The organism is Seohaeicola saemankumensis (genome assembly GCF_042678485.1).
GTDB lineage: Bacteria > Pseudomonadota > Alphaproteobacteria > Rhodobacterales > Rhodobacteraceae > Seohaeicola > Seohaeicola saemankumensis.
The window spans coordinates 504,043-528,210 of sequence record NZ_JBHTKR010000001.1; the positions used below are offsets into that span (position 1 = coordinate 504,043).

The window sequence follows — 24,168 nt, forward strand, 5'->3', positions numbered from 1 at the left end:
GAGCAAGAAGAAACAGCGGACGTGCTGGCGGAGGGCTGGCCATGGCTGAGGCATTGAAGCGACGGATCGGGCCGGGCCTGCTGACGGCTTATGGCGTGGGCATCATGGTGGGCGCGGGCATCTATGTGCTGACCGGGGCCGCCGCCGGGGCCGCCGGCATCTGGGCGCCACTGTCCTTTGCGCTGGCGGCGATCGTGGCAGTGCCCACGGCGCTGAGCTTTGCCGAACTGGCCGCGCGCATTCCCGAGGCGGCGGGCGATTCATCCTATGTCGAAGTGGGCTTGCGCCGCCACGCGCTTGCCGTGGCGGTGGGGGCGGTCAATGTGATCGCGGGGGTCGTGGCGGCGGCCGCGGTGCTGCGCGGGGGCGTGGGCTATCTGACCTCGATCGTCGATATTCCCTTTGTTTGGGGCATTGTCGGTCTTGGGGCGGCAATGACGCTGATCGCGGTGGTGGGGGTGCTGGAAAGCCTGACCTTCGCGGCGGTACTGACCGTGATCGAGGTGCTGGGCCTGACACTTGTGATCGGTGCGGGCTTTGCCGCGGCACCCGTGGCGGACTGGGTCGCACCACCCGCGCCGGAATGGTCCGGGGTGGCGGCGGCGACGATCTTTGCCTTCTTTGCCTTCATCGGTTTTGACGATGTCGTCAATATCGCCGAGGAGACGCATGCGCCGGGGCGCAGCATGCCGCGCGCGATCCTTTGGGCGCTGGCGATCACGGGGCTTTTGTACATGCTGGTCTCGCTGGCGGCGGTCCGGGCGGTTCCGCGTGAGCTGCTGGGCGCCTCGGAACGTCCGCTTGCGCTGGTATGGGAGGCGGGCACGGGAACATCGGCCGCCTTCCTGTCGGCCATCGCCGTCGCGGCCGCGCTGAACGGGGTGCTGGCGCAGATCGTCATGGCGGCGCGGGTACTGTTCGGCCTGGGCAAACGCTCGCCGGGTCTGTCGGTCTTTCGCCAGGCGCACAAGCGCTTTGGCACGCCGGCGTTGGGGACTGTGGTAATCGGTGCCGCGGTCACGGCATCGGCGCTGACCTTGCCGGTCGCGGTGCTGGCCGAGATCACGACCCAGGCGCTGCTGATCGTCTTCGCCATCGTCAACGTGGCGCTGATCGGGCTGAAGCGGCGCGTGCCCGAGGGGCCCTTCGTGGTGCCCATGGTCGTGCCCGTGCTGGGGGTCATCAGCTGTGTGCTGACCTTCGCGGCCTCTTTCCTGGGGGGCGGCGGATGAGCGGGTCGCTGATCCTGGCCTGTCTATGGGCGCTGGGGGCAAATCTGGCGGCGATACTGCCGTCACGCGACAACCACTGGCGCCGGGCCTATGTGCTGATCGCCTTGGGTATTCCCCTTCTGGGGTATGTGACCTATGAGAACGGGCCTGTCATCGGGCTTGTGGTCATGATGGCGGGGATGAGCATGTTGCGCTGGCCGGTCATCTATCTTGGCCGCTGGATGCGGCGCCTGATGGAGAAGAAGGATGGCCCGACCTGACCGGATCGCGGGATTGCGCGGCAGCCTGAGCACGGGCAAGCCACTGTCGGACCTGACATGGCTGCGCGTGGGCGGGCCTGCGGACTGGCTTTATCAGCCTGCCGACACCGCGGATCTTGCGTATTTCCTGGGTGCGCTTGATGCCGATGTCGCGGTTTTTCCGATGGGGGTCGGCAGCAACCTGATCGTGCGTGACGGCGGCCTGCGCGCCGTGGTGATCCGGCTGGGGCGCGGCTTCAACGCGATCGAGATCGCGGGCGACCGGGTCAGCGCTGGATCGGCGGCGCTGGATGCCCATGTGGCGCGGCGCGCGGCGGAGGCCGGGCTGGACCTGACCTTTCTGCGCACCATCCCCGGCAGCATCGGCGGCGCGGTCAGGATGAACGCGGGGTGCTATGGCGCTTACGTGGCCGATGTGCTGACCGAGGTCGAGGCCGTGACCCGCGATGGCCGCATCGTCACGCTGTCGCGCGATGATCTGCGCCTGTCCTACCGGCAAAGCGTGCTGCCGGAGGGCTGGGTGCTGACCCGCGCCACGTTCCAGGCGCCTGCCGGCGATCCGGCGGCGCTGGCGGCGCGGATGGACGAGCAGATCGCGCGCCGCGATGCCAGCCAGCCCACGAAGGATCGCAGCGCCGGCAGCACCTTTCGCAATCCGGCCGGATTTTCCAGCACCGGGCGCGCCGATGACGTGCATGACCTCAAGGCGTGGAAGCTGATCGAGGATGCCGGAATGCGCGGCGCGCGGCTGGGCGGCGCGCAGATGAGCGAAATGCACGCCAACTTCCTGATCAATGCCGGGGGCGCCAGCGCCGCCGATCTGGAAAACCTTGGCGAGAGCGTGCGAAAAAAGGTTTACGATTCAACCGGGATCACGCTAGAGTGGGAAATCATGAGGGTCGGCGAAACGACCCCTGAGAGCGGTTGACAGGCACTATCACACATAAGGGTCACTGACCCCTGAACAAAAGGGTCATTCAAGGCCCGGGATTTGAGGCACGGATTGGGTATGTCGGGCAGGACACCCCCCAAGGTTGCGGTATTGATGGGCGGCGCTTCGGCCGAACGCGAGGTGTCGCTGTCATCGGGGCGCGAATGCGCCGCGGCGCTGCAATCTGAAGGCTATGAGGTGGTCACGCTGGATGCGGGGACCGATCTGCCTGCACGTCTGGCCGAGGTCGCGCCCGACGTGGTGTTCAACGCGCTGCATGGCCGCTGGGGCGAGGATGGCTGCGTGCAGGGGCTGCTGGAATGGCTGCGCCTGCCCTATACCCATTCGGGTGTGCTGGCCTCGGCGCTGGCGATGGACAAGCAACGTACCAAGGATATCTACCGCGCCGAGGGTCTGCCCGTGGTGCCCAGCGTGCTTGCCACGCAGGCCCAGATTTCCGCCGCGCATCTGATGCCGCCGCCCTATGTGGTCAAACCCTTCGACGAAGGATCTTCTGTCGGTGTGGTGATCGTGCGCGAGGGCATGAATGCGCCGCGCCTGCCCGAGGGGCTTCCAGACATCCTGATGGTCGAGGCCTATGCACCGGGGCGCGAGCTGACTGTCACGGTGATGGGCGATCGCGCCCTGGGCGTGACCGAGATCATCACCGATGGCTGGTATGATTACGACGCGAAATACAAGCCCGGCGGGTCGCGCCATGTCTGCCCCGCGGACCTGCCCGCGACGATCACCGATGCCTGCATGGATTACGCGCGGCGCGCCCATGACGCACTGGGCTGCCGGGGTGTCACGCGCACCGATTTCCGCTGGGATGACAGCCGCGGCCTGGACGGTCTGGTGCTGCTGGAAACCAACACGCAGCCCGGCATGACGCCCACGTCGCTGTCGCCGGAGCATGCCGCCCTGATCGGGCTGAGCTTCGGGCAGTTCTGTGCCTGGATGGTGGAGGATGCCTCGTGCAACAGGTGAACCATCGGCTTGATCCGGCGCCCTCGCGCTGGTCCTACCGGATGCAGCGGCTGATGCTGACGCCGCTTTATCGCAACCTGTTGCGGGTCGGGCTGCCCTTCGCGATCGCGTTCGGCTCTGTCAGCCTTTACATGTCCGACGATCAGCGCCGCGACAGCGTTGTGCAGACGGTCGTCGACCTGCGCGAGCAGTTCCAGACGCGGCCCGAATTCATGGTCAACCTGATGGCGATCGACGGTGCCTCCAGCAGCGTGGCCGAGGATATCCGCGAAGTGCTGCAACTGGATTTCCCGATCAGCAGCTTCGATCTGGAACTCGAGGAAGTGCTGGCCCAGATCCGCGATCTGCCGCCCGTGCAGGAGGCCAGCGTACGGATCAGGTCCGGCGGCATTCTGCAGGTCGATGTGGTCGAGCGCAGCCCGGCCGTGGTCTGGCGCACGATGCAGGGTCTTGAGGTGCTGGACGGAACCGGTGCCGTCATCGCGCCCGCCACATCGCGCGAGGCCTATGCCGTCTTGCCGCTGATCGCGGGCGAGGGGGCGGATCGCCATGTCGGCGAGGCGCTTGATCTGGTGCGCGCGGCGGGCCCTCTGGGCGCGCGGATGCGTGGCCTTGTGCGCGTGGGCGACAGGCGCTGGGACGTGGTGCTGGACCGCGAGCAGCGCATTCTGCTGCCCGAGGACGGTCCCGTCCAGGCGCTGGAGCGCGTGATCGCCATGGGCCAGGTCCATGAGATGCTGGAACGCGATCTGTCCGTCATGGACATGCGGCTTAGCCAGAGACCAACCATCCGGATGAATCCCGCCGCTGTCGAGCAGTGGCGCGAAATGCAGACAACTCATGCAGGGATTGCAAGACAATGATCGAGCTTTATGAAAGCCAGCGCGCCATGCGGAACATGCGACGCGCCGCCATGCAGCGCGGTGTCGTGGCCATCCTGGATGTGGGCAGCTCGAAGATAGGGTGCCTGGTGCTGCGCTTCGACGGCTCCGATCGCGAGATGGAGGTCGAGGGTGTCGGCCCGATGGCGGGGCAGGCGGGGTTCCGGGTGATCGGCGCGGCCACGACACGGTCGCGCGGGGTGCGCTTCGGTGAGATCCACGCCATGCAAGAGACGGAACGCGCGATCCGCACCGCCGTCCAGGCCGCGCAGAAGATGGCCAATATCCGGGTGGATCACGTGATTGCCTGTTTTTCGGGCGGTGCGCCACGCAGCTATGGTCTGGCGGGGGCGATTGATCTGGAAGGGCATGTGGTCACCGAACAGGATGTCAGCCGCGTCCTGAGTGCCTGCGAGGTTCCCGAATACGGCGAGGGGCGCGAGGTGCTGCACGCCCAGCCTGTCAATTTCGCGCTGGATCATCGGTCTGGCCTGGGCGATCCGCGCGGCCAGATGGGGATGCGGCTTGCGACCGACATGCACATGCTGACGGTGGATGCCGCCGCGATCCAGAACCTGGCCCATTGCGTCAAGCGCTGCGATCTGGAACTGGCCGGTGTCGCCTCGTCTTCCTATGTGTCGGGGATCTCGGCCATGGTCGAGGACGAACAGGAACTGGGCGGTGCCTGCATCGACCTCGGCGGTGGTACGACCGGCCTGTCGATCTTCATGAAAAAGCACATGATCTATGCCGACAGCGTCAAGATGGGCGGTGATCACGTCACTGGCGATATTTCGATGGGTCTGGGTGTGCCGACCGCGACGGCCGAACGCATCAAGACATTCTACGGTGGGGTGGTCGCCACCGGCATGGACGACCGCGAGATGATCGAGATCGGCGGCGATACAGGCGATTGGGAACATGACCGGCGCACGGTCAGCCGGGCCGAACTGATCGGGATCATGCGTCCCCGGGTCGAGGAAATTCTGGAAGAAGTCCGCAGGCGGCTGGACGCGGCCGGGTTCGAACACCTGCCCAGCCAGCAAATCGTCCTGACCGGGGGCGGCAGCCAGATTCCGGGTCTGGATGGGCTTGCCAGCCGCATCCTGGGCCAGCAGGTCCGCCTTGGGCGACCGCTGCGGGTGCACGGATTGCCGCAGTCGGCCACGGGGCCGGGTTTCGCCAGCGCGGTCGGGCTGTGCCTGTTCGCGGCACATCCGCAGGACGAGTGGTGGGATTTCGAAATTCCGGTCGATCGCTACCCGGCGCGGTCGCTGAGAAGAGCCGTGAAATGGTTCAAGGACAACTGGTAACCGCTAGATATGGCCTATTCGGCGAAATCCCGCGTGCGGTGAGCATTCTATCGCCATATTTTGTGGTGAATTCGCGTTTTTTTGGTGACGATCCCGGCGGTACGGGTTATGAATAGTACCGAATAGGCAGAAAAATGCTCGCGAATGCGGGCTTTAACCTCAGGCGGACAGATCATGACATTGAACCTTTCGATGCCCGGACATGAAGAGCTCAAGCCACGTATCACCGTATTCGGTGTCGGCGGCGCGGGTGGCAATGCGGTCAACAACATGATCGAGAAGAAGCTGACCGGGGTCGAATTTGTCGTGGCGAATACCGACGCGCAGGCGCTTCAGCAAAGCAACGCCCCCAGCCGGATCCAGCTTGGCGTGAAAGTCACCGAAGGTCTGGGCGCAGGCGCGCGGGCAGCCGTGGGCGCCGCCGCCGCCGAGGAATCGATCGAACAGATCGTGGATCACCTGGCTGGCGCGCATATGTGCTTCATCACCGCCGGCATGGGTGGCGGCACCGGAACCGGTGCTGCCCCGATCATCGCGCAGGCCGCACGTGAACTGGGCGTGCTGACCGTCGGCGTCGTGACCAAGCCCTTCCAGTTTGAGGGCGCAAAGCGGATGCGTCAGGCCGAAGAAGGTGTCGAGGCGCTGCAGAAGATGGTCGATACCCTGATCATCATCCCCAACCAGAACCTGTTCCGTCTGGCCAATGAAAAGACCACCTTCACCGAAGCCTTCTCGATGGCGGACGACGTTCTGTACCAGGGCGTCAAGGGTGTGACCGACCTGATGGTGCGCCCCGGCCTGATCAACCTGGATTTCGCCGATGTCCGCGCCGTGATGGACGAGATGGGCAAGGCGATGATGGGCACTGGCGAAGCCTCGGGCGAAGATCGCGCGATCCAGGCTGCGGAAAAGGCAATCGCCAACCCGCTGCTGGACGAAATCAGCCTGCGTGGCGCCAAGGGTGTTCTGATCAACATCACCGGCGGGCATGACCTGACCCTGTTCGAGCTGGATGAGGCCGCCAACCGCATCCGCGAAGAGGTGGATGCCGATGCCAATATCATCGTCGGTTCGACCCTGGATACGGATATGGAAGGCATGATGCGCGTCAGCGTCGTGGCGACCGGGATCGACGTTGTCGAGGCCGCAGTCGAAATGCCCCGCCCCCGCCGCGGTATGGCGCAACCCCTGACCCAGCAGGTCAGCCAGGAAACCGCCGCTGCGGCACAGGCCCCTGTTGCCGCAAGTCAGGCAGAGAAGGCCCCGGTTCAAGCGACACAGGAAGCCCCCGCCACTGTGCAGCGCAAGGCCGAGCCGACCTTCTTCGAGGATCTGGATGTGCAACGCACCGCCGCGTCCGAGCAGATGGATGACATCTTTGCCGAGGATGCGGATCAGGACGACAGCCTGCCGCCGCCGGCCTATCAGCCGCGCACTGTGCAGCCCCAGGCCCGTTACGAAGAGGACGAGGATCAGGCAGCCGCCTTCGTGGCGCCGCGTGCGCCCGCGCCGGGCACCCCCTCTCCCGAGGCGCTGGCGCGTTTGCACCATGCCGTGAACAAGGCAGCCCCCCAGGCGCAGCGCCCGGCCGCACAGCCGCAGCCCGAGCCTGAGCATCGTGCGCGTTTCGGCATCAACTCGCTGATCAACCGCATGACCGGTCACGCGCATGAGGCGCAGGATCGTGCCCCGGCGCAGCCCGCACGTCAGCAACCCCCGGTGCGCGCGCAAGCCTCGCAGGGTCACGCGCAACAGGCCCGGCCGGCCCCGACCGACGCGCAGGACCCCGATCAGGAACGGATCGAGATTCCGGCCTTCCTGCGGCGCCAGGCGAACTGAAACCGGCCATTTCCGGCCTATGCAGCTTTTGGAAAAGACCGCTTTGGGGCGGTCTTTTTCTATTTGGAACAGTGTGTTGCGCTGGCTGGTATGCCGCGATGGCAGATATCCGCCCATGCGTTTCGAGGATGTTTCAATCGGTTACAAAGATTGAATTGTTACTAAAGCGTCACACCACTATTTTTTCGGCAAGGCGCCAGATCGCCATTTCCCAAACCCGAGGCTTGACGTGCAGCATACTTTGAAATCGGCGGTTCGCTTCAGCGGCGTGGGCCTGCATTCGGGCAAGCCGGTGCAGATGGTGATCCATCCCGCCGCCGCCGAACATGGTATCTGGTTTCGCCGCAGCGACATCCTGTTCGGCGATGCGATGATTCCCGCGCGCTGGGACGCGGTGCGCCAGTCGCCGCTGTGCACGTTGATGGAAAACCAGTCCGGGGTCACTGTCTCGACCGTGGAACATGTGATGGCCGCACTGGCAGGCTGTGGCGTTCATAACGCGCTGATCGAAGTGGACGGCCCCGAAGTGCCGATCCTTGATGGCAGCGCCGCTGCTTTCGTACGCAGCATCATGCAGCGTGGCCTGTGGGCGCAGGCCGCCCCCGTGCGCGCGCTGCAGGTTCTGGAAACGGTCGAGGTGCGGCGCGGCGATGCCTGGGCGCGGATTGCGCCCTCGGACAGCCTGATCATCGATTTCCGCATCGAGTTCGACGATGCCGCGATCGGCGCGCAGTCCAAGCGCCTGACCATGTCCAACGGCACGTTCGTGCGCGAACTGTGCGACAGCCGCACGTTTTGCCGCCAGGCCGATGTCGAGGCGATGCATGCCTGCGGGCTGGCCCTGGGTGGCACGCTGGAAAATGCCGTTGTCGTCGATGGTGATCGCGTTCTCAGCCCCGGCGGATTGCGCCACCGTGACGAGGCGGTGCGCCACAAGATGCTGGATGCGCTGGGTGATCTTGCCCTGGCAGGAGCGCCGCTGCTGGGGGCCTATACGGGCCATCGCGCGGGTCATGCATTGACCAACGAGTTGTTGCGCTGCCTGTTCGCACGCCCCTCGGCCTATCGGATGGTTGTGTGCGATCCCGCCATGACCGCCCGGCTTCCCGGTGTGGGCGTCCATATGGACGAAATTCCGGCGGTGGCATGAACCACCCTTCAACGGCGGCTGTAGCGCTGTCTTTGTCTATTTGCGCCAAAGACGTTTTGCACCGGAATTTTCTGTGCTAGGACCGTCTTTGACAGCAGGGTTCGGCCCTGCGGACGAGACCAGACAAAGGTGAGAGCAAGCATGACAGGCGGGTCCCGGGCAAGTGTGATCGGCGGCGTTCTACTGGCTGTTTTGCTGGCTGGATGCGACAGTACGGTGGAACGCGCGGGGCGCGGATCGATTCCCCTCGACAGTTTCACGGCAGAACAGATCTACGAGCGGGCCGAGTTCGAGATTGATCGCAACCGTCCCGAGGATGCGGCCTTCTATTTCTCCGAGATCGAGCGTCTTTATCCCTATTCGGAATGGGCCAAGCGCGGTCTGATCATGCAGGCCTATGCCTATCATTCGGCCCGTGATTTCGAAAACAGCCGTGCCGCGGCGCAACGCTATATCGATTTCTTCCCGGCCGATGACGATGCGGCTTACGCGCAATATCTGCTGGCGCTTTCCTATTACGACCAGATCGACGATGTGGGCCGTGACCAGGGCCTGACCTTTCAGGCGTTGCAGGCCCTGCGTACCGTGATCGAGGTTTATCCCGACAGCGAATATGCCAGTTCCGCGATCCTGAAATTCGACCTGGCCTTCGACCATCTGGCCGGCAAGGAAATGGAAATCGGACGGTATTACCTGAAGGGCAATCACTATACCGCCGCGATCAACCGGTTCCGCGTCGTGGTGCAGGATTTCCAGACCACCAGCCATACCGCAGAGGCGCTGCATCGCCTTGTCGAAGCGTATCTGTCCCTTGGTCTGACCCAGGAGGCGCAGACGGCTGGCGCGATCCTGGGCCATAACTTCCGGTCAACCACTTGGTACGCGGACAGCTTCAAGCTGCTGAACGGGCGCGGCCTGGAACTGGAGGCGGCGGGCGACAGCTGGCTGGCGCAGATCTATCGCCAGACGATCCGCGGTCAGTGGCTGTGATGGCCATGCCTTGCACCGCTGGCCGACGGGCATGAGCCGGGGGCAGGCCGGGAATGCTGCGCGCGCTTGAAATCCGCGACATGCTGATCATCGACCGGCTGGATCTTGCCTTCCAGCCGGGTCTGAATGTGCTGACCGGCGAAACCGGCGCGGGCAAGTCGATCCTGCTGGACAGTCTTGGATTCGTGCTGGGGTGGCGCGGCCGCGCCGAACTGGTGCGGCAGGGCGCCGAGCAGGGCGAGGTGGTCGCCGTGTTCGAATTGCCCAAGGGCCATGCCGCTCATGCCGTGCTGGAGGAGGCGGGCCTGCCCACCGGGCCCGAGCTGATCCTGCGCCGCATCAACACGCTTGACGGGCGCAAGACATCCTGGATCAACGATCGGCGCTGTTCCGGCGAGGTGCTGCGCGCATTGTCCGAGACGCTGGTCGAATTGCACGGTCAGCATGATGATCGCGGCCTGCTGGACCCCAAAGGCCACCGGACGCTGCTGGATGCTTTCGCGGGACTTGCGGGGCAGCTCGACACGGTGCGTGGCGCCTGGCGGCATCGCGCAAGGCTGATGCGCCAGTTGGCCGAAGCGCAAGCCGCCCTGGACGCCGTGCGCGCCGAGGAGGATTTTCTGCGCCATGCCATGGAAGAGCTGGACGCGCTGGATCCCCAACCCGGCGAGGAGGCCGAGCTGGATACCCGCCGCCGCATGATGCAAGGGGCCGAGCGGATCCGCGAAGACATGGCCCGCGCCCATGCAATCCTGGGGCCACAGGGGGCCGAGGGCGCGATGGGCGATGGCTTGCGCTGGCTGGACGGGATCGCGGACCGGGCCGAAGGGATGCTGGATGCGCCGCTGGAGGCATTGGGGCGCGCGCTGAACGAACTGGCCGAGGCCGTGCAGGGGATCGAGCGCGCGCAGGATGTGATGAGCTTTGATCCGCACGAGCTTGAGACGGTGGAGGAACGGCTTTTCGCGATCCGGGCGCTGGCGCGCAAGCATGACGTGCTAGCGGATGACCTGGGACAGTTCGCGGAAGGGCTGCGCGACCGTCTGGCGGCGCTGGACCGGGGTGATGCGGAGCTCAAGACGCTCAAGGCGGAACTGGGCCGCGCCGATGCGGCCTATGATGCGGCGGCCCTTGCGCTGACCGCCGCACGCACCGAGGCCGCGGCGCGCCTTGACCGGGCGGTTACGGCGGAGCTGGCCCCCCTGAAGATGGATCGCGCGGTCTTCCGCACCGTGATCGAGCCATCGGACCCCGGCCCCGAGGGGCGCGACACCGTGGCCTTCAGCGTGGCGACAAACCCCGGCGCGCCGGCGGGCCCGCTGGCGCGGATCGCGTCGGGCGGCGAGTTGAGCCGATTCCTGCTGGCGCTGAAAGTCTGCCTGAGCGATCGTGATGCAGGCATCACGATGATCTTCGACGAGATCGACCGCGGCGTGGGCGGGGCGACGGCCGATGCCGTGGGCCGCCGGCTGGCGGCGCTGGCGACAGGCGGGCAGGTGCTGGTCGTGACGCATTCGCCGCAGGTGGCGGCCCTTGGCGCGCATCACTGGCGCGTGGAAAAACGCGTGCAGGCCGAGATGACGACAACCACCGTCGTGCCGCTGGATGCGGCCGCGCGGGTGGATGAGATCGCCCGGATGGTGGCGGGCGACACGATCACCGACGAGGCACGCGGCGCAGCGCGGGCGCTGCTGGCCGGGACGGTCTGAGCCTTCCGTCCGTCAGGCCCGCTGCATCGGTTGCGTATGGATATTTGAAGCAAGAAGAAACGAAGGGGCGCGCGCGGCTAGGTGTCTTGCCGCAGCATCTTGCCCGGGTTCATGATATTGGCCGGGTCCAGCGCCATCTTCAGCGTTTGCATCACATCCCATGCCTGCCCGTGTTCGGCCTGCATGTAATCCAGCTTGCCCAGCCCGATGCCATGTTCACCCGTGGCTGTCCCGCCCATCTCGAGCGCGCGGGTCACCATGCGATGCGACAGCGCCTTGGCGGTCTCTTCCTGCGCGGGCTCGGCCTGGTCGTAGAGCAGGATGGCATGAAAATTCCCGTCTCCGACATGGCCCAGGATCGGCCCCGCGATGCCGGAGGCGTCGATATCGGCCTGTGTCTGCTTGACCGCATCGGCCAGGCGCGAGATCGGCACGCAGATATCCGTGACAATCGCCATGGCGCCGGGGCGCGAGGCCTTGATCGCGTAATAGGCATTGTGGCGCATGGCCCAGAGCGCGCGACGATCCTCGGGGCGGGTGGCCCAGTCGAAGCCGGTGCCGCCATGATCGGCCACGATCTCGCCGAATGTTTCGACCTGCTCGCGCACGCCCGCGTCCGAGCCGTGGAATTCCACCATCAGATGCGGTTGCAGCGGAATGTCGGTGCCTGACCAGGCATTGACGGCGGCGACGCTGGCGGCGTCGATGAATTCGATCCGCGCCATGGGCAGGCCCAGCTGGATCGTGTCGATCACGGCCGCCACCGCATCGGTCATGTCGGCAAACCCGCAGATCGCCGCGGCCGTCGCCTCGGGCTGGCCATGCAGGCGCAGGGTCATCTCGGTGATCAGCCCCAGCGTGCCCTCGGCGCCGACGAAAAGCGCGGTCAGGTCATAGCCCGCCGCCGTCTTGCGCGCCCGCGTGCCCGTGCGGATGATGCGGCCATCGGCCAGCACGACCTCGAGGCCAAGGACATTGTCGCGCATCGTGCCGTAGCGGACGGCCGTGGTGCCGCTGGCGCGGGTCGAGGCCATGCCGCCCAGCGAGGCATTGGCCCCCGGGTCGACCGGAAAGAACAGTCCCGTGGCGCGCAACGCCTCGTTCAGCGCTTCGCGGGTCAGGCCCGGTTGCACGACCACATCCATGTCGGCGGCATTGATCTGCAGCACCCGGTTCATCAGGCGGAAATCAACGCAGACCCCGCCATGGGGCGACTGGGCCTGTCCCTCCAGCGAGGTGCCGGCACCATAGCCCACCACGGGGATGCCATGGGCCGCGCACAGGCGCAGGATGGCCGACACCTCTGCCGTGGTTTCGGGATAGACGACCATCTCGGGCGGCATCAGGGGGAAATGCGTCTCGGAGCGGCCGTGCTGGTCGAGTTCGGACTTGGACCGGGTGGCGCGTTGTCCTAACAAGGTAGTCAGATCGTCAAGAGCTGTCTGGCGGATCATCCGTGTCTCCCAGCGTTTCGGATGGACCGAGCCTAGGCCAAGCCGACAGGACGGGGAAGGGGCAAGAGCATGGATAGAACAGCGCGGCGGCATCTGCGTGCCCTGAGCAAGGGGCCGGTCTGATGCGTCAGGCCATCATGGCCCAAGTGCTGCAGCTGTTGCGCGATATGGTGACCTGGCTGGCCGAGGCCCTGCGCCTGTTGCGCAAGCGCGGCCCCAGCCAGTTCCAGTTCTGGCTGATCGCCCTGATCATCGGGATTGCCGCCGGTTTCGCAGCCCTTTTGTTCCGCAAGGGGATCGAGACCCTGCAGGCCTTTCTTTACGGGACCGATGATGTGGCCAAGCTGCACAGCTTTGCCGAAACCATGCCCTGGTACTGGATCCTGATCCTGCCCATCGCGGGGGGGCTTGTGGTGGGGCTGATCCTGCACCGGTTCACGCCGGACGGTCGGGTGCGCGCGGTGGCGGATGTGATCGAAGGGGCGGCGCTGCAGGATGGGCGGGTTGAGCATCGCGCGGGCATCGCCTCGGCGGCGGCCTCGCTGATCACGCTGTCGACCGGTGGATCCAGCGGGCGCGAAGGCCCGGTCGTGCATATGGCCGCGGTGATTTCCAGTTGGGTCAGCGAACGCATCCGCGCCGACGGGATCACCGGGCGCGACCTGTTGGGCTGCGCGGTGGCGGCGGCGGTTTCGGCCAGCTTCAACGCGCCCATCGCCGGGGCGCTTTTCGCGCTGGAGGTCGTGTTGCGGCATTTCGCGGTGCATGCTTTCGCGCCGATCGCGATTGCCGCCGTGGCGGGGACGGTGATCAACCGTCTCGAATATGGCGGCGTGACCGAGTTCAGCCTGCCGGGGTTCAGCGCGCTTGAATTCTATGGCGAATTGCCTGCCTTCCTGATCCTGGGCCTGGTCTGCGGGCTGGTGGCGACCGCGCTGATGCGCTCGATCTTTCTGGCCGAGAATGTGGGCAATCGCATCCAGGACATGACCGGCTTGCCGCGCTGGCTGCGTCCGGCGGTTGCGGGGGCCATGCTGGGCGGTCTGGCGATCTGGTTTCCCCATATCATCGGTGTCGGCTACGAGACGACATCGGATGCCCTGACCGGCCAGCTTCTGCTGCATGAGGCGGTGGTCTTCTGCGCGCTCAAGGTTCTGGCCGTGGCCATCACCATGGGCGGGCGCATGGGGGGTGGGGTATTCTCGCCCTCGCTGATGATCGGGGCCTTGACGGGGCTTGCCTTCGGGATGATTGCCACGGGGCTTTTCCCGGAGGTCTCGGGGGCCAGCACGATCTATGCCCTGGCGGGCATGGGGGCGGTGTCGGCGGCGGTTCTGGGCGCGCCGATCTCGACCACGCTGATCGTCTTCGAGATGACGGGCGACTGGCAGATCGGGATCGCGGTGCTGACGGCGGTGTCGCTGTCCACGGTCCTGGCCTCGCGCCTCGTGGACCGGTCGTTTTTCCTGACCCAGCTGGAACGGCGCGGTGTGCATCTGGCGGCGGGTCCGCAGGCCTATCTGCTGTCGATGTTCCGGGTCGGCGCGGTCATGCGCAAGCTGGGCGAACCCGGCATGGCAGACGAGACCGCCTGTCACGAGATGATCGAGGATGGCATCTTCGTCGAGGCGACCGCGACGCTTGAGGCGGCATTGCCCCTTTTTGACCGGGCCGGCGTGCCCTTTCTTCCGGTGATCACACCGTCGAAGGGGGATGAGGCGCCGCAGCTCTGGGGCGCGCTCTTCCACGTGGACGCGCTCAAGACCTACAACAGCGCCCTGGCCGCCACGGCCAAGGAGGAACACAGCTAGGCCCGCTGAATATGCGCGGCGGGCCCTGTTTCTTCTTGCTGCAAATATCCATGCGCGCCCGCAAGGCGCCAGTGCGGTCCGGGGATCAGACCTGTTCCACCGCCACTGTGTCCGAGGCGTAGAAGGCGATGTGATCCTTGATCCGCTCCATCCCCGGTTTGGGATCCTCATAGGACCAGGCGGCATTTTTCAGCGTCGTGCTTTTGGTCACGATCGAGAAATAGCTGGCATCGCCCTTGTGGGGGCAATGGGTGCTGTGATCGGTCCGGTCCAGAAAGGCCATCGCGATATCCTTGCGCGGGAAGTAGATCACGAAGGGCATGGACCCTTCCGTCAGTTCCAGCGCATCGTGCGATTCGCCCAGAACGGCACCGCCGGCGCGGACCACCCAGGTGCCATCAGCCTTGGTAATCTTGATATGGTCAGCCATCGTTCTCCCCCGTTTCGATAGTGGCAGGCCCGCCTGATTTGTCAGAGACGTATCACAGCGGAGCGGTTGCCTGCGACAACCATATCCGCGCCGCATCCGAAATCCGAGGGGCGATCTTGTCGTGACATGCAGCATGGTAGCCATTCAGCCAGATGCGATCCTGCGCGGTCAGAAGACCCGGCAGGATCAGGCGGCGGTCGATCGGCACCCATGTCAGCGTATCGAAGCTGAACATGGCGCGATCGTCGGCGCCGGCAAGGGCGGGGGCCTCGCGCACCACGATCAGGTTCTCGATGCGGATGCCGAATGCGCCCTCGCGGTAATAACCGGGCTCGTTCGACAGGATCATGCCGGGCTGGAGCGGCACTTCGGACACGCGGCTGATCCGCTGCGGGCCTTCATGTACGCACAGGTAGACACCCACCCCGTGCCCGGTGCCGTGGTTGAAATCCAGCCCCGCCGCCCACAGGGGCGCGCGGGCGATCGCGTCGATGTCGCGCCCGGCCAGACCCTTGGGAAAGCGCAGGTGCGAAATCCCGATCATGCCTTGCAACACGCGGGTAAAGCAGGCTTTTTCCAGATCGCCCACCTCGCCCACGGGCAGGGTGCGGGTGATGTCGGTGGTGCCGTCCAGATATTGCCCGCCGCTGTCCACCACGATCAGATGGCCCGGTTCCAGCCGCGCATTGCTGCTGCGCGAGACGCGGTAATGCATGATTGCGCCATTGGGGCCGGTGCCTGCGATCGTCTCGAAGCTGATGTCGCGCAGGGCGTTGGTGGCGCGGCGGAACCCCTCGAGGGCGGTCGCCACGTCGATCTCGGTCAGGCTGCCGGGTTCCTGCGCGTCGAACCAGCACAGGAATTCCACCATGGCGGCGGCGTCGCGCAGATGCGCCTCGGTGGTGGCGGCGATCTCGGCCGGGGTCTTGGTGGCCTTGGGAAGAATGCAGGGATCCTGGCCCCAGGCGCAGGCCACACCTGCCTCGGCCAGTTCCATCGACACCCACAGCGGGGCTGTCGCGCGGTCCACCCGCACGGGGCCGGTCAGGCTACGCAGGCCGGGACCGAAGGCTGTGACCGGGCGCAGCGTGACCTCGGCCCCCAAATGCGCGCGCAGCGCGTCGTCGCATTTGGCGGGATCGGCGTATAGCGTCATGTGCCCGTTGTCATGCAGCACGGCAAAGCCATGCGGCACCGGGTTGCGCGGGATATCCGCGCCGCGCACGTTCAAAAGCCAGGCGATGGAATCGGCCAGCGTGATCACGGCCGCCGTCTGGCCCGCCAAGCGCAGCGTTTCAGCCAGGCGCGCGCGCTTGGATGCACTTGTCTCGCCCGCCAGATCGTCGGGATAGGGGGTGATCGGTCCGGTGGGCGGAGCGGGTTGATCCGGCCAGATGCTGTCCACCGCATTGGCGACAGGCTTCAGCGTGATCGCGCTGCCCGACAGCGCCTCTTCCAGCTTGCCGATCTCTTCGGCCGTATGCAGCCAGGGATCAAAGCCGATCACGCCGCCATTGGGCAGCGCGCCGCGCAGCCAGTCGGCCAGACCTGTCTCGGGCCAGGGAACGGGGGTGAAATGGGCCAGATCCACCTGGCCTTTCACTTGCGTGCGATAGCGCCCGTCGATGAAGACGCCCGCCACATGCGGCAGCACGCAGGCAAAGCCCGCCGATCCGGTGAAACCGCTCAGCCAGGCCAGGCGCGCATCATGCGGGGCCACGTATTCGCCCTGATGGGCATCGGCGCGGGGCACCAGGAAACCGGTCAACCCTTCGCGCGCCAGATGGTCGCGCAGCGCGGCCAGCCGGGGTGGGCCCTGCTCGGGGCGGGCGCTTTCCTCGAAGGTCTGGAACATCCTACATGGCCCTTTTCATGCCCAGCATCCGGGCCCGTGCGCGCGGATCGCTGTCGAACAGACCGGCCAGCTGTTCGGTCATGGCGCCCGCCAGCTGATCCACATCGGTGATGGTGACGGCATGCTGGTAGTAGCGCGTCACGTCATGGCCGATGCCGATGGCGATCAGTTCCACGGCCCGGCGCTTTTCCACCATGGCGATCACGTCGCGCAGGTGTTTTTCAAGGTAGTTCGCGGGGTTCACCGACAGGGTGGAATCATCCACCGGCGCACCGTCCGAGATCACCATCATGATCTTGCGTGCCTCGGGGCGGCCGATCATGCGCCGATGCGCCCATTCCAGCGCCTCGCCGTCGATGTTTTCCTTCAGCAAGCCTTCCTTCATCATCAGCCCCAGGTTGGACCGGGTCCGCCGCCATGGCGCGTCGGCGGATTTGTAGATGATGTGGCGCAGGTCGTTCAGGCGGCCGGGTTGCTGCGGACGGCCTTCGGCCAGCCATTTCTCGCGGCTTTGTCCGCCTTTCCAGGCGCGGGTGGTAAAGCCAAGGATTTCGACCTTGACCGAGCAGCGTTCCAGCGTGCGCGCCAGAACATCGGCGCAAATCGCCGCGATCGAGATCGGGCGGCCACGCATCGAGCCCGAGTTGTCCAGCAGCAGCGTCACGACGGTGTCGCGGAATTCGGTGTCCTTTTCGACCTTGAAGGACAGCGGCGTGGTGGGGTTGGCGACAACCCGCGCCAGACGGCCCGCGTCCAGAATGCCTTCTTCCATGTCGAACAGCCAGGACCGGTTCTGCTGCGCCTGAAGGCGGCGTTGCAGCTTGTTGGCCAGACGGCCCACTGCCCCTTTGAGCGGCTCAAGCTGCTGGTCCAGATAGGCGCGCAGGCGTTCCAGTTCGACCGGGTCGGCCAGTTCCTCGGCCAGGATTTCCTCATCGAAATCAGTGACATAGACGGCATAGTTCGGGTCTGCGTCCGATACGGGCTGCGGCGCGGGCGGCTCCAGCGGGGCCTCGCCATCGGGCAGGTCGGTATCCTCGCCCATCTCCTGATCGGCCAGTTCGTCCATCGAGACCTGGGCCTGGCTTGCATCCTGGCTATCGTCCTGGGACTGTTCGGGGCTGGCCTCGGCCTCTTCCTGTTGCTGGTCGTCCTGACCGCTGCTGTCGGGGTCTTCCTGCTGCTCGGCGCTGTCTTCGGCGTCGTCCTGATCGTCATCGGGCTGATCGGGGTCATCGCCCAGCTGATCGCCGTAACCCAGATCCTCGATCACCTTGCGGGCGAAACGCGCGAAAGCCGCCTGATCCGACAGCTTGTCCTGCAAACCTTCCAGCGTGCCGCCGGCCTGATCCTCGATGAAGCCGCGCCACAGTTCCATCACGTTCTGTGCGCCTGCGGGCAGGGGGCGGCCCGTGGCCAGATGCCGGATCATGTAGCCCGCGGCGGTCGCCAGCGGCGCATCTGACGCCTGGGTGATCTGGTCATAGCCCGCGCGCGCGGCCTCATGCGCGATCTTGGCGTCGATATTGCCGGCGGTGCCGGGCATGTCGCGCGCGCCCATCGCCTCGCAACGCGCGGTTTCCATCGCCTCGTAAAGATCACGCGCCATCTGGCCCGGCGGGGCGTAGCGCGCGTGCAGCGCGTCATTGTGATAGCGGCGGTGCAGCGCCAGCGCATCGGCCGTGCCGCGCGCCAGCAACACCTCGTCGCGCGACATGCGGCGGCTGACCTGCGGCAGTCGCATCGCATCGCCCGACAGCCCCGAAGGATCGACCGAATAGCTGATCGTCAGATCGGGGTCATGGGCCATGACCTTGGTGGCCTCGGCCAGGGCCTTCTTGAACGGATCGGCGGGGTTGTCAGTCGGTTTGCTCATCTCACCTCTCCGGTCGCAATGCGGCCCAAGGGCCCAGCGCAGGCGCGCCTCCGCCCAGCGGGCAGGTGTCGCGAGGACATCCCGCCTGGGTGGATAAAGCGCCCTGCGATCACTTCATCGCCATGCTGGCCGCCGATTCCGGCAGTTCTTCATCGAACAGGCGCTGGTAGAATTCGGCCACGGTCTGGCGCTCAAGCTCGTCGCATTTGTTCAGGAAGGTCAGCCGGAAGGCATAGCCCACGTTGCGGAATATCTCGGCGTTCTGGGCCCAGGCGATGACGGTGCGAGGGCTCATGACGGTGGACAGATCGCCGTTCATAAAGGCGGTGCGCGTCAGATCGGCGACGGTCACCATCTGCTTGATGGTCTTGCGACCCTTGTCGGTGTTGTAATGCGGGTTTTTCGCCAGCACGATATTCGTCTCGGCCTCGATGCTGAGGTAGTTCAGCGTCGCCACCAGGCTCCAGCGGTCCATCTGGCCCTGGTTGATCTGCTGGGTGCCGTGATAAAGCCCGGTGGTGTCGCCCAGACCGACGGTGTTCGCGGTGGCGAACAGGCGGAAATACTTGTGCGGGGTGATCACCTCGTTCTGGTCCAGCAGCGTCAGCTTGCCGTCCACTTCCAGCACGCGCTGGATCACGAACATCACGTCGGCACGGCCGGCATCGTATTCGTCAAAGACGATCGCGGTGGGGTTTCGCAGCGCCCAGGGCAGGATCCCTTCCTGGAATTCGGTGACCTGCACGCCATCCTTCAGCTTGATCGCATCCTTGCCGATCAGGTCGATCCGGCTGATGTGGCTGTCAAGGTTGACGCGCACGCAGGGCCAGTTCAGGCGGCTGGCGACCTGTTCGATATGGGTTGATTTGCCCGTACCGTGGTAGCCCTGGATCATCACGCGGCGATTGTGGCTGAAGCCCGCCAGGATCGCCAGCGTAGTGTCCGGGTCGAACTTGTAGGTGCTGTCTTCCTCGGGGACGCGTTCGGTCCGGTCGGGAAAGCCCTTGACGACCATATCCGTGTCGATCCCGAAGACCTCGCGGACCGAGATGTCTTCGGTGGGTTTTGCATTGATGTCGATCATACCGTCGGCCATGGACCTGTCCTTCCCGTCTCGGGCCGCCGGCCCGCGTGCATCGCTTGGTGTCGCTTTCAGGTTTGGTGCAACATAATGCAGGCAAGGGCAAGGGGGGCTGCTGTTTTCCGTCCTGCCACTTTCCGTCGCGCCCATGTCCATCCCTTTGTGATGCCATGGTTTTGCCCGTTGGCGGTGATCACGACTTTGCCTTGTGGAAAACGACCTGCGCGATATAGTCGACCGGCAGATGCGACCAAGACCCTGCTCGGCCCTGCCAGACCGGAGTGGCGACAATGGCGAAAAGCCCCCAACCCGATGCGATGCTGTGCTTCAACCTCTATGCGGCCAGCCACGCCTTCACCCGTTATTACAAACGGCTTCTGACGCCCCTGGGGCTGACCTATCCGCAATACCTGGTGTTGCTGCGCCTGCATGAGGGGGATGGGCAGCATGTGGGCAGCCTGGCCCGGGATCTCTGTCTTGAGACGAACACGCTGTCACCGCTGCTCAAGCGGATCGAGGCGCTGGGGCTGGTCCGGCGCGCGCGCAGCGCCGCCGACGAACGCAGGGTTGACCTGTTCCTGACCGATGCGGGCCGCGCGGTGGCCGCGCGCTGCGCCGAGATCCCCGCGCAGATCATCGCGGAACTGGGGCTGGACATGGAAGAGGTGCGGCAGGGGTCGGCCATGATGCTGGACCTGCGGGCGCGACTGGCCGCCCATGAAGGCGATACTGTCCGGCCCTGAGTAGGCCCTGAGCAGACCCGGCCCCTTGCGGGGCAGGGCTTACTTGAAGTTGCGGCTGTCCTTGATCTGGTCCCAGGCCCAGACGACCTCTTGCAGCTGTTCTTCCTGGCTGCGGTCGCCGCCGTTCATGTCGGGATGCAGCACCTTGATCAGCGCCTTGTAGGATTTACGCACCTCGGCCTTGGTCCAGTGGTCCTTGGCTTCCAGGATCTCGATCGCGCGGCGTTCGGTGGGCGGCAGCTTGCGGGTGCCGCCGGTGATCGACTTTCCGGGGTTGCGCGTGGCGTTGGTGCCCAGAACCTGATGCGGGTCCTCGATCCCCAGCCGCGCCCAGGCGCGCGCTTCGGGGTCGCCCATGGGTTTCGTGGCCCGTTCCCAGACCTTGTCCTTGGACATCTGCGCGTTGATCTCGGCCTCGGTGGTGCCGTCGAAGAAGTTCCACTTGAGATTATATTCGCGCACATGGTCCTTGCAGAACCAGAAATAGTCATCCAGCACATCCGGCGCCTTGGGCGCGCGGAACTTGCCGGCCTCCTGGCAGCCGTCGTGATCGCATATCCGGCTTGAGGTTTCGACAGCCCCCGACATGCCCCGCCGACCGCGTGGATTTTTCTTCTTGGCCGACGATACAGACATGTCGAACCCGAAGGGGTCTGGCTTGGTCATAGGTTCACCTTTTCGACTCGGAGCACAGAGTTTAGACTGTTTGAACAAGGATTGAAGGGGGCAAGCAGGTAAAATTATGAACAGGACGGAAGAGATCAAATCGGCGCTGGAGGCAGCGTTTTCGCCGCAACATATTGAAGTCATTGACGAAAGCGAGCAGCATCGAGGTCATTCCGGCTATGCCGAGGGCGGCGAGAGCCATTTTCGTGTCGTCATCCGCGCACCTGCCTTTGGCCCGATGAACCGGATTGCGCGTCATCGCGCCATCCATGCGGCACTTGGGCCTGTCCTGATCGGGCGCATTCACGCCCTGGCGCTGGACGTGTCGGACTGATCACGCCTCTTTTTCGGGCGCCTGGTCATCCGTGCGGGCCAGGCTTCCTGAAAGGGCGCGCGGCGATGGAACCGAAGGCGCCTTGTCCGACGCGGCGGCATGTGCGCTCAGGACCGGACGAAACACCGGCGTCGCCTGCGGGGCGCTGTCGGCCGGGGCCTCCAGCAGGCGCGGGCGGAACGCGGCGAGATCGGCCTCGGGCGTGCGGCGAAACACCAGAACGTTGTGATAGACTGTCTTGCTGCCAGTCAGGCCCGACCGTTCCTCGGAAGGCAGGGTTTCGGCGCGCAGGAATTCCCAGCCATCGGCGGCCATGGCATTCATCGTCTCCTGCAAGGACAGCGCGAAACGGTCCTGGGTTGTCTTGACGCCCTTGGCCTTGGTGCCCTTCGTGGGCGCGGGAATGACGCGGTATTCGTAACTCATGCACCTGTCCTGATATCTGGGTCGCGTGGTTCTAACAGGACTGACGCGCCTGTTCCAGTCAAACCGGACCAAGGCGGGCGGCATGAGCGGCAGATCGCGCGCCAGTGCGGGCGCCTTGTCCTAGCGGCGCTTGAGCGCGATGGACCTGCCGACCCGTTCGGGGCGCGGCAGCACGTCATGAGCGGCCTGAAGTGCGGCCAGCTTCGCGCGGATATCATCCGGCATCGGGGCCACGCGGGGGCCGGACATGTCGATATGCAGCCCCAGCGCCTCGCCGGTGGCGGCCAGCCAGCCATCCTCGTGCCAGAGTTCCTGATAGGTGTGGAACCGCTTTTCGTCATGCCCGATCAGCTGGAAGGTGCTGCGGACTTTCGCGCCCAGATGCAGTTCGCGCACATAGCAGATGTGAAACTCTGCCGTGAAGGTCGTGTGCTGGCGGGTCTTGATGTAGTCGGGGCCGAACCCCATCAGGCTATAGGCCTCATCGGCGCAGCGGTCGAACAGGACGTTGTAATAGGCCATGTTCATATGGCCGTTGAAGTCGATCCATTGCGGCTCGACCTCCATCACCGAGGATGTGAAGGGCGCGGGAATTGTCATGGGCATCTCCTGTGGCGGTGCCGGTTGGGGGCGGCGGTCAAAGCCCCAGCTTTGCCATCACAAGCTGGTTAACGACTGCAGGGTTGGCCTTGCCGCCGGTGGCCTTCATCACCTGGCCCACGAACCAGCCCGCCAGTTTCGGGTTCTGCTTGGCCTTTTCGACCTGCGCGGGGTTGTCGGCGATGATCTGGTCCACGGCGGTTTCGATCGCGCCGGTATCCGTCACCTGCTTCATGCCGCGCGCGTCCACGATCTGCGCGGGGTCGCCCCCTTCGGTATAGACGATCTCGAACAGGTCCTTGGCGATCTTGCCTGAAATGTCGCCGGACGCGATCAGGTCGATGATCCCGCCCAGTTGGGCAGGGGACACGGGGCTGTCGGTGATATCAAGGCTGTCTTTCTTCAGACGCCCGAAGAGTTCGTTGATCACCCAGTTCGCCGCCATCTTGCCATCGCGCCCCTGCGCCACGGCCTCGAAATAGCTGGCGGCATCCAGTTCGGCGGTCAGAACGCTTGCGTCATAATCGGTCAGGCCGAAATCGCCCATGAAGCGTGCCTTCTTGGCGTCGGGCAGTTCGGGCAGGCGGGCCTTGATGTCATCGACCCAGGCCTGTTCGATTTCCAGCGGCAGCAGGTCGGGATCGGGGAAATAGCGGTAATCATGCGCCTCCTCCTTGGAGCGCATGGACCGGGTCTCGTTCTTGTCGACGTCGTAGAGGCGCGTTTCCTGCACGACCTTGCCGCCCGCCTCGACGATGGCGATCTGGCGCCGCGCCTCGACTTCGATCGCCATCTGGATGAAGCGCATCGAGTTCATGTTCTTGATCTCGCAGCGCGTGCCCAGATGGCTGAAATCGCCAGTGGCCTGGTATTTCTCGTACTGGCCCGGTGCACAGATCGACACGTTCACATCGGCGCGCAGGTTGCCGTTCTGCATGTTGCCGTCACAGGTGCCCAGATAGCGCAGGATCTGGCGCAGCTTGGTGACATAGGCGGCGGCCTCTTCGGGGCCGCGAATGTCCGGGCGGCTGACGATCTCCATCAGGGCGACGCCGGTGCGGTTCAAATCCACGAAGGACATGTTGGGATCCATGTCATGGATCGACTTGCCCGCGTCCTGTTCCAGGTGAATACGTTCGACCCGGACAAGGCGCGCCACACCGGGGCCCATCTCGACCAGGATTTCGCCCTCGCCGACGATGGGATGGTAAAGCTGGCTGATCTGATAGCCCTGCGGCAGGTCGGGATAGAAATAGTTCTTGCGGTCAAAGGCCGACCACAGGTTGATCTGCGCCTTCAGGCCAAGCCCGGTGCGCACTGCCTGTTCGACGCAGAATTCGTTGATCACGGGCAACATGCCGGGCATGGCCGCATCCACGAAGGACACGTTGGCATTGGGCTCGTTGCCGAATTTGGTCGAGGCGCCGGAAAACAGCTTGGCGTTCGAGGATACCTGCGCATGCACTTCCATGCCGATCACAAGTTCCCAATCCTGTTTCGCACCGGCGATCACGCGGGGTTTCGGGGTCTCGTAGGTCAGATCAAGCATTGATGCGGTCCTCTGGGCTGGGATGGCAGCGTTCTAGGACAGGGGCGG

At 65.1% G+C, this 24,168-nt stretch carries 22 protein-coding genes; 13 read left to right on the top strand and 9 right to left on the bottom strand.

Going from position 1 to position 24,168, the window contains the following annotated elements:
- Window positions 1-41: 41 nt before the first annotated feature.
- The 10 genes from ACFQ3C_RS02395 to recN all read left to right on the top strand — a co-directional run bounded on the left by ACFQ3C_RS02395 (window position 42) and on the right by recN (window position 11,295).
- A complete protein-coding gene (locus ACFQ3C_RS02395; RefSeq protein ID WP_380788829.1) occupies window positions 42-1,232 on the top strand; it encodes an APC family permease in 1,191 nt (396 codons plus the stop codon).
- On the top strand, window positions 1,229-1,492 hold the full coding sequence (locus tag ACFQ3C_RS02400; RefSeq protein ID WP_380788830.1) for a DUF2484 family protein: 264 nt from the start codon (window positions 1,229-1,231) through the stop codon (window positions 1,490-1,492). The genes ACFQ3C_RS02395 and ACFQ3C_RS02400 overlap by 4 nt, the downstream gene beginning before the upstream one ends.
- Complete coding sequence (murB, locus tag ACFQ3C_RS02405) at window positions 1,479-2,420, top strand: UDP-N-acetylmuramate dehydrogenase (protein ID WP_380788831.1); 942 nt, start codon at window positions 1,479-1,481, stop codon at window positions 2,418-2,420. The genes ACFQ3C_RS02400 and murB overlap by 14 nt, the downstream gene beginning before the upstream one ends.
- An 81-nt stretch (window positions 2,421-2,501) precedes the next feature.
- On the top strand, window positions 2,502-3,413 hold the full coding sequence (locus tag ACFQ3C_RS02410; RefSeq protein ID WP_380788832.1) for a D-alanine--D-alanine ligase: 912 nt from the start codon (window positions 2,502-2,504) through the stop codon (window positions 3,411-3,413).
- Complete coding sequence (locus ACFQ3C_RS02415; protein ID WP_380788833.1) at window positions 3,401-4,276, top strand: cell division protein FtsQ/DivIB; 876 nt, start codon at window positions 3,401-3,403, stop codon at window positions 4,274-4,276. Before ACFQ3C_RS02410 ends, ACFQ3C_RS02415 begins: the two co-directional genes overlap by 13 nt.
- Window positions 4,273-5,607, top strand: coding sequence for a cell division protein FtsA (gene ftsA, locus ACFQ3C_RS02420; RefSeq protein ID WP_380788834.1), 1,335 nt, complete (start codon window positions 4,273-4,275; stop codon window positions 5,605-5,607). Before ACFQ3C_RS02415 ends, ftsA begins: the two co-directional genes overlap by 4 nt.
- Before the next feature lie 174 nt (window positions 5,608-5,781).
- Entirely contained in the window at window positions 5,782-7,446 is a 1,665-nt protein-coding gene (gene ftsZ / locus ACFQ3C_RS02425; protein ID WP_380788835.1) for a cell division protein FtsZ, read from the top strand.
- A gap of 229 nt (window positions 7,447-7,675) precedes the next feature.
- Complete coding sequence (gene lpxC, locus ACFQ3C_RS02430; protein ID WP_380788836.1) at window positions 7,676-8,596, top strand: UDP-3-O-acyl-N-acetylglucosamine deacetylase; 921 nt, start codon at window positions 7,676-7,678, stop codon at window positions 8,594-8,596.
- A 141-nt stretch (window positions 8,597-8,737) separates the two neighbouring features.
- Window positions 8,738-9,586, top strand: a complete 849-nt coding sequence (locus ACFQ3C_RS02435) for an outer membrane protein assembly factor BamD (protein WP_380788837.1) — start codon at window positions 8,738-8,740, stop codon at window positions 9,584-9,586.
- 53 nt (window positions 9,587-9,639) lie between these two features.
- Window positions 9,640-11,295, top strand: coding sequence for a DNA repair protein RecN (gene recN, locus ACFQ3C_RS02440; RefSeq protein ID WP_380788838.1), 1,656 nt, complete (start codon window positions 9,640-9,642; stop codon window positions 11,293-11,295).
- Between the two features lie 77 nt (window positions 11,296-11,372).
- Here recN and ACFQ3C_RS02445 read toward each other — a convergent pair whose 3' ends face one another.
- Window positions 11,373-12,749, bottom strand: coding sequence for an FAD-binding oxidoreductase (locus ACFQ3C_RS02445; protein ID WP_380788839.1), 1,377 nt, complete (start codon window positions 12,747-12,749; stop codon window positions 11,373-11,375).
- Between the two features lie 122 nt (window positions 12,750-12,871).
- On the opposite strand from ACFQ3C_RS02445, the gene ACFQ3C_RS02450 reads away from it, so the two are divergent.
- Complete coding sequence (locus tag ACFQ3C_RS02450; protein ID WP_380788840.1) at window positions 12,872-14,560, top strand: chloride channel protein; 1,689 nt, start codon at window positions 12,872-12,874, stop codon at window positions 14,558-14,560.
- An 85-nt stretch (window positions 14,561-14,645) separates the two neighbouring features.
- Here ACFQ3C_RS02450 and ACFQ3C_RS02455 read toward each other — a convergent pair whose 3' ends face one another.
- The 4 genes from ACFQ3C_RS02455 to cobS form a co-directional block, all read right to left on the bottom strand.
- On the bottom strand, window positions 14,646-14,990 hold the full coding sequence (locus tag ACFQ3C_RS02455) for a DUF427 domain-containing protein (RefSeq protein WP_380788841.1): 345 nt from the start codon (window positions 14,988-14,990) through the stop codon (window positions 14,646-14,648).
- A 52-nt stretch (window positions 14,991-15,042) separates the two neighbouring features.
- The gene (locus ACFQ3C_RS02460) at window positions 15,043-16,845 is read right to left on the bottom strand and encodes an aminopeptidase P family protein (protein ID WP_380788842.1); all 1,803 of its coding nucleotides are present in this window, start codon (window positions 16,843-16,845) and stop codon (window positions 15,043-15,045) included.
- 1 nt (window position 16,846) lies between these two features.
- Window positions 16,847-18,721: a cobaltochelatase subunit CobT gene (cobT, locus tag ACFQ3C_RS02465; protein ID WP_380788843.1), complete on the bottom strand. Its 1,875-nt coding sequence runs from the start codon at window positions 18,719-18,721 to the stop codon at window positions 16,847-16,849.
- A 109-nt stretch (window positions 18,722-18,830) separates the two neighbouring features.
- Window positions 18,831-19,817, bottom strand: a complete 987-nt coding sequence (cobS, locus tag ACFQ3C_RS02470) for a cobaltochelatase subunit CobS (protein ID WP_380788844.1) — start codon at window positions 19,815-19,817, stop codon at window positions 18,831-18,833.
- Window positions 19,818-20,092: 275 nt separating this feature from the next.
- Between cobS and ACFQ3C_RS02475 the strand changes: the two genes are divergently transcribed.
- Window positions 20,093-20,545 (top strand): MarR family winged helix-turn-helix transcriptional regulator, encoded by a 453-nt coding sequence (locus ACFQ3C_RS02475; RefSeq protein ID WP_380788845.1) that lies wholly within the window; start codon window positions 20,093-20,095, stop codon window positions 20,543-20,545.
- 39 nt (window positions 20,546-20,584) lie between these two features.
- On the opposite strand, the gene ACFQ3C_RS02480 is transcribed toward ACFQ3C_RS02475, so the two are convergent.
- On the bottom strand, window positions 20,585-21,211 hold the full coding sequence (locus tag ACFQ3C_RS02480; RefSeq protein WP_380788846.1) for a DnaJ domain-containing protein: 627 nt from the start codon (window positions 21,209-21,211) through the stop codon (window positions 20,585-20,587).
- Window positions 21,212-21,287: 76 nt separating this feature from the next.
- Here ACFQ3C_RS02480 and ACFQ3C_RS02485 point away from each other — a divergent pair, with 76 nt between their 5' ends.
- The gene (locus ACFQ3C_RS02485; RefSeq protein ID WP_380788847.1) at window positions 21,288-21,545 is read left to right on the top strand and encodes a BolA family protein; all 258 of its coding nucleotides are present in this window, start codon (window positions 21,288-21,290) and stop codon (window positions 21,543-21,545) included.
- Here the strand turns inward: ACFQ3C_RS02485 and ACFQ3C_RS02490 are convergent, their stop codons facing one another.
- The 3 genes from ACFQ3C_RS02490 to gatB form a co-directional block, all read right to left on the bottom strand.
- Window positions 21,546-21,971, bottom strand: a complete 426-nt coding sequence (locus ACFQ3C_RS02490; protein WP_380788848.1) for a DUF4177 domain-containing protein — start codon at window positions 21,969-21,971, stop codon at window positions 21,546-21,548.
- A 120-nt stretch (window positions 21,972-22,091) separates the two neighbouring features.
- Window positions 22,092-22,571, bottom strand: a complete 480-nt coding sequence (locus ACFQ3C_RS02495; RefSeq protein WP_380788849.1) for a thioesterase family protein — start codon at window positions 22,569-22,571, stop codon at window positions 22,092-22,094.
- 37 nt (window positions 22,572-22,608) lie between these two features.
- Entirely contained in the window at window positions 22,609-24,120 is a 1,512-nt protein-coding gene (gatB, locus tag ACFQ3C_RS02500; RefSeq protein WP_380788850.1) for an Asp-tRNA(Asn)/Glu-tRNA(Gln) amidotransferase subunit GatB, read from the bottom strand.
- Between the last annotated feature and the right edge of the window lie 48 nt (window positions 24,121-24,168).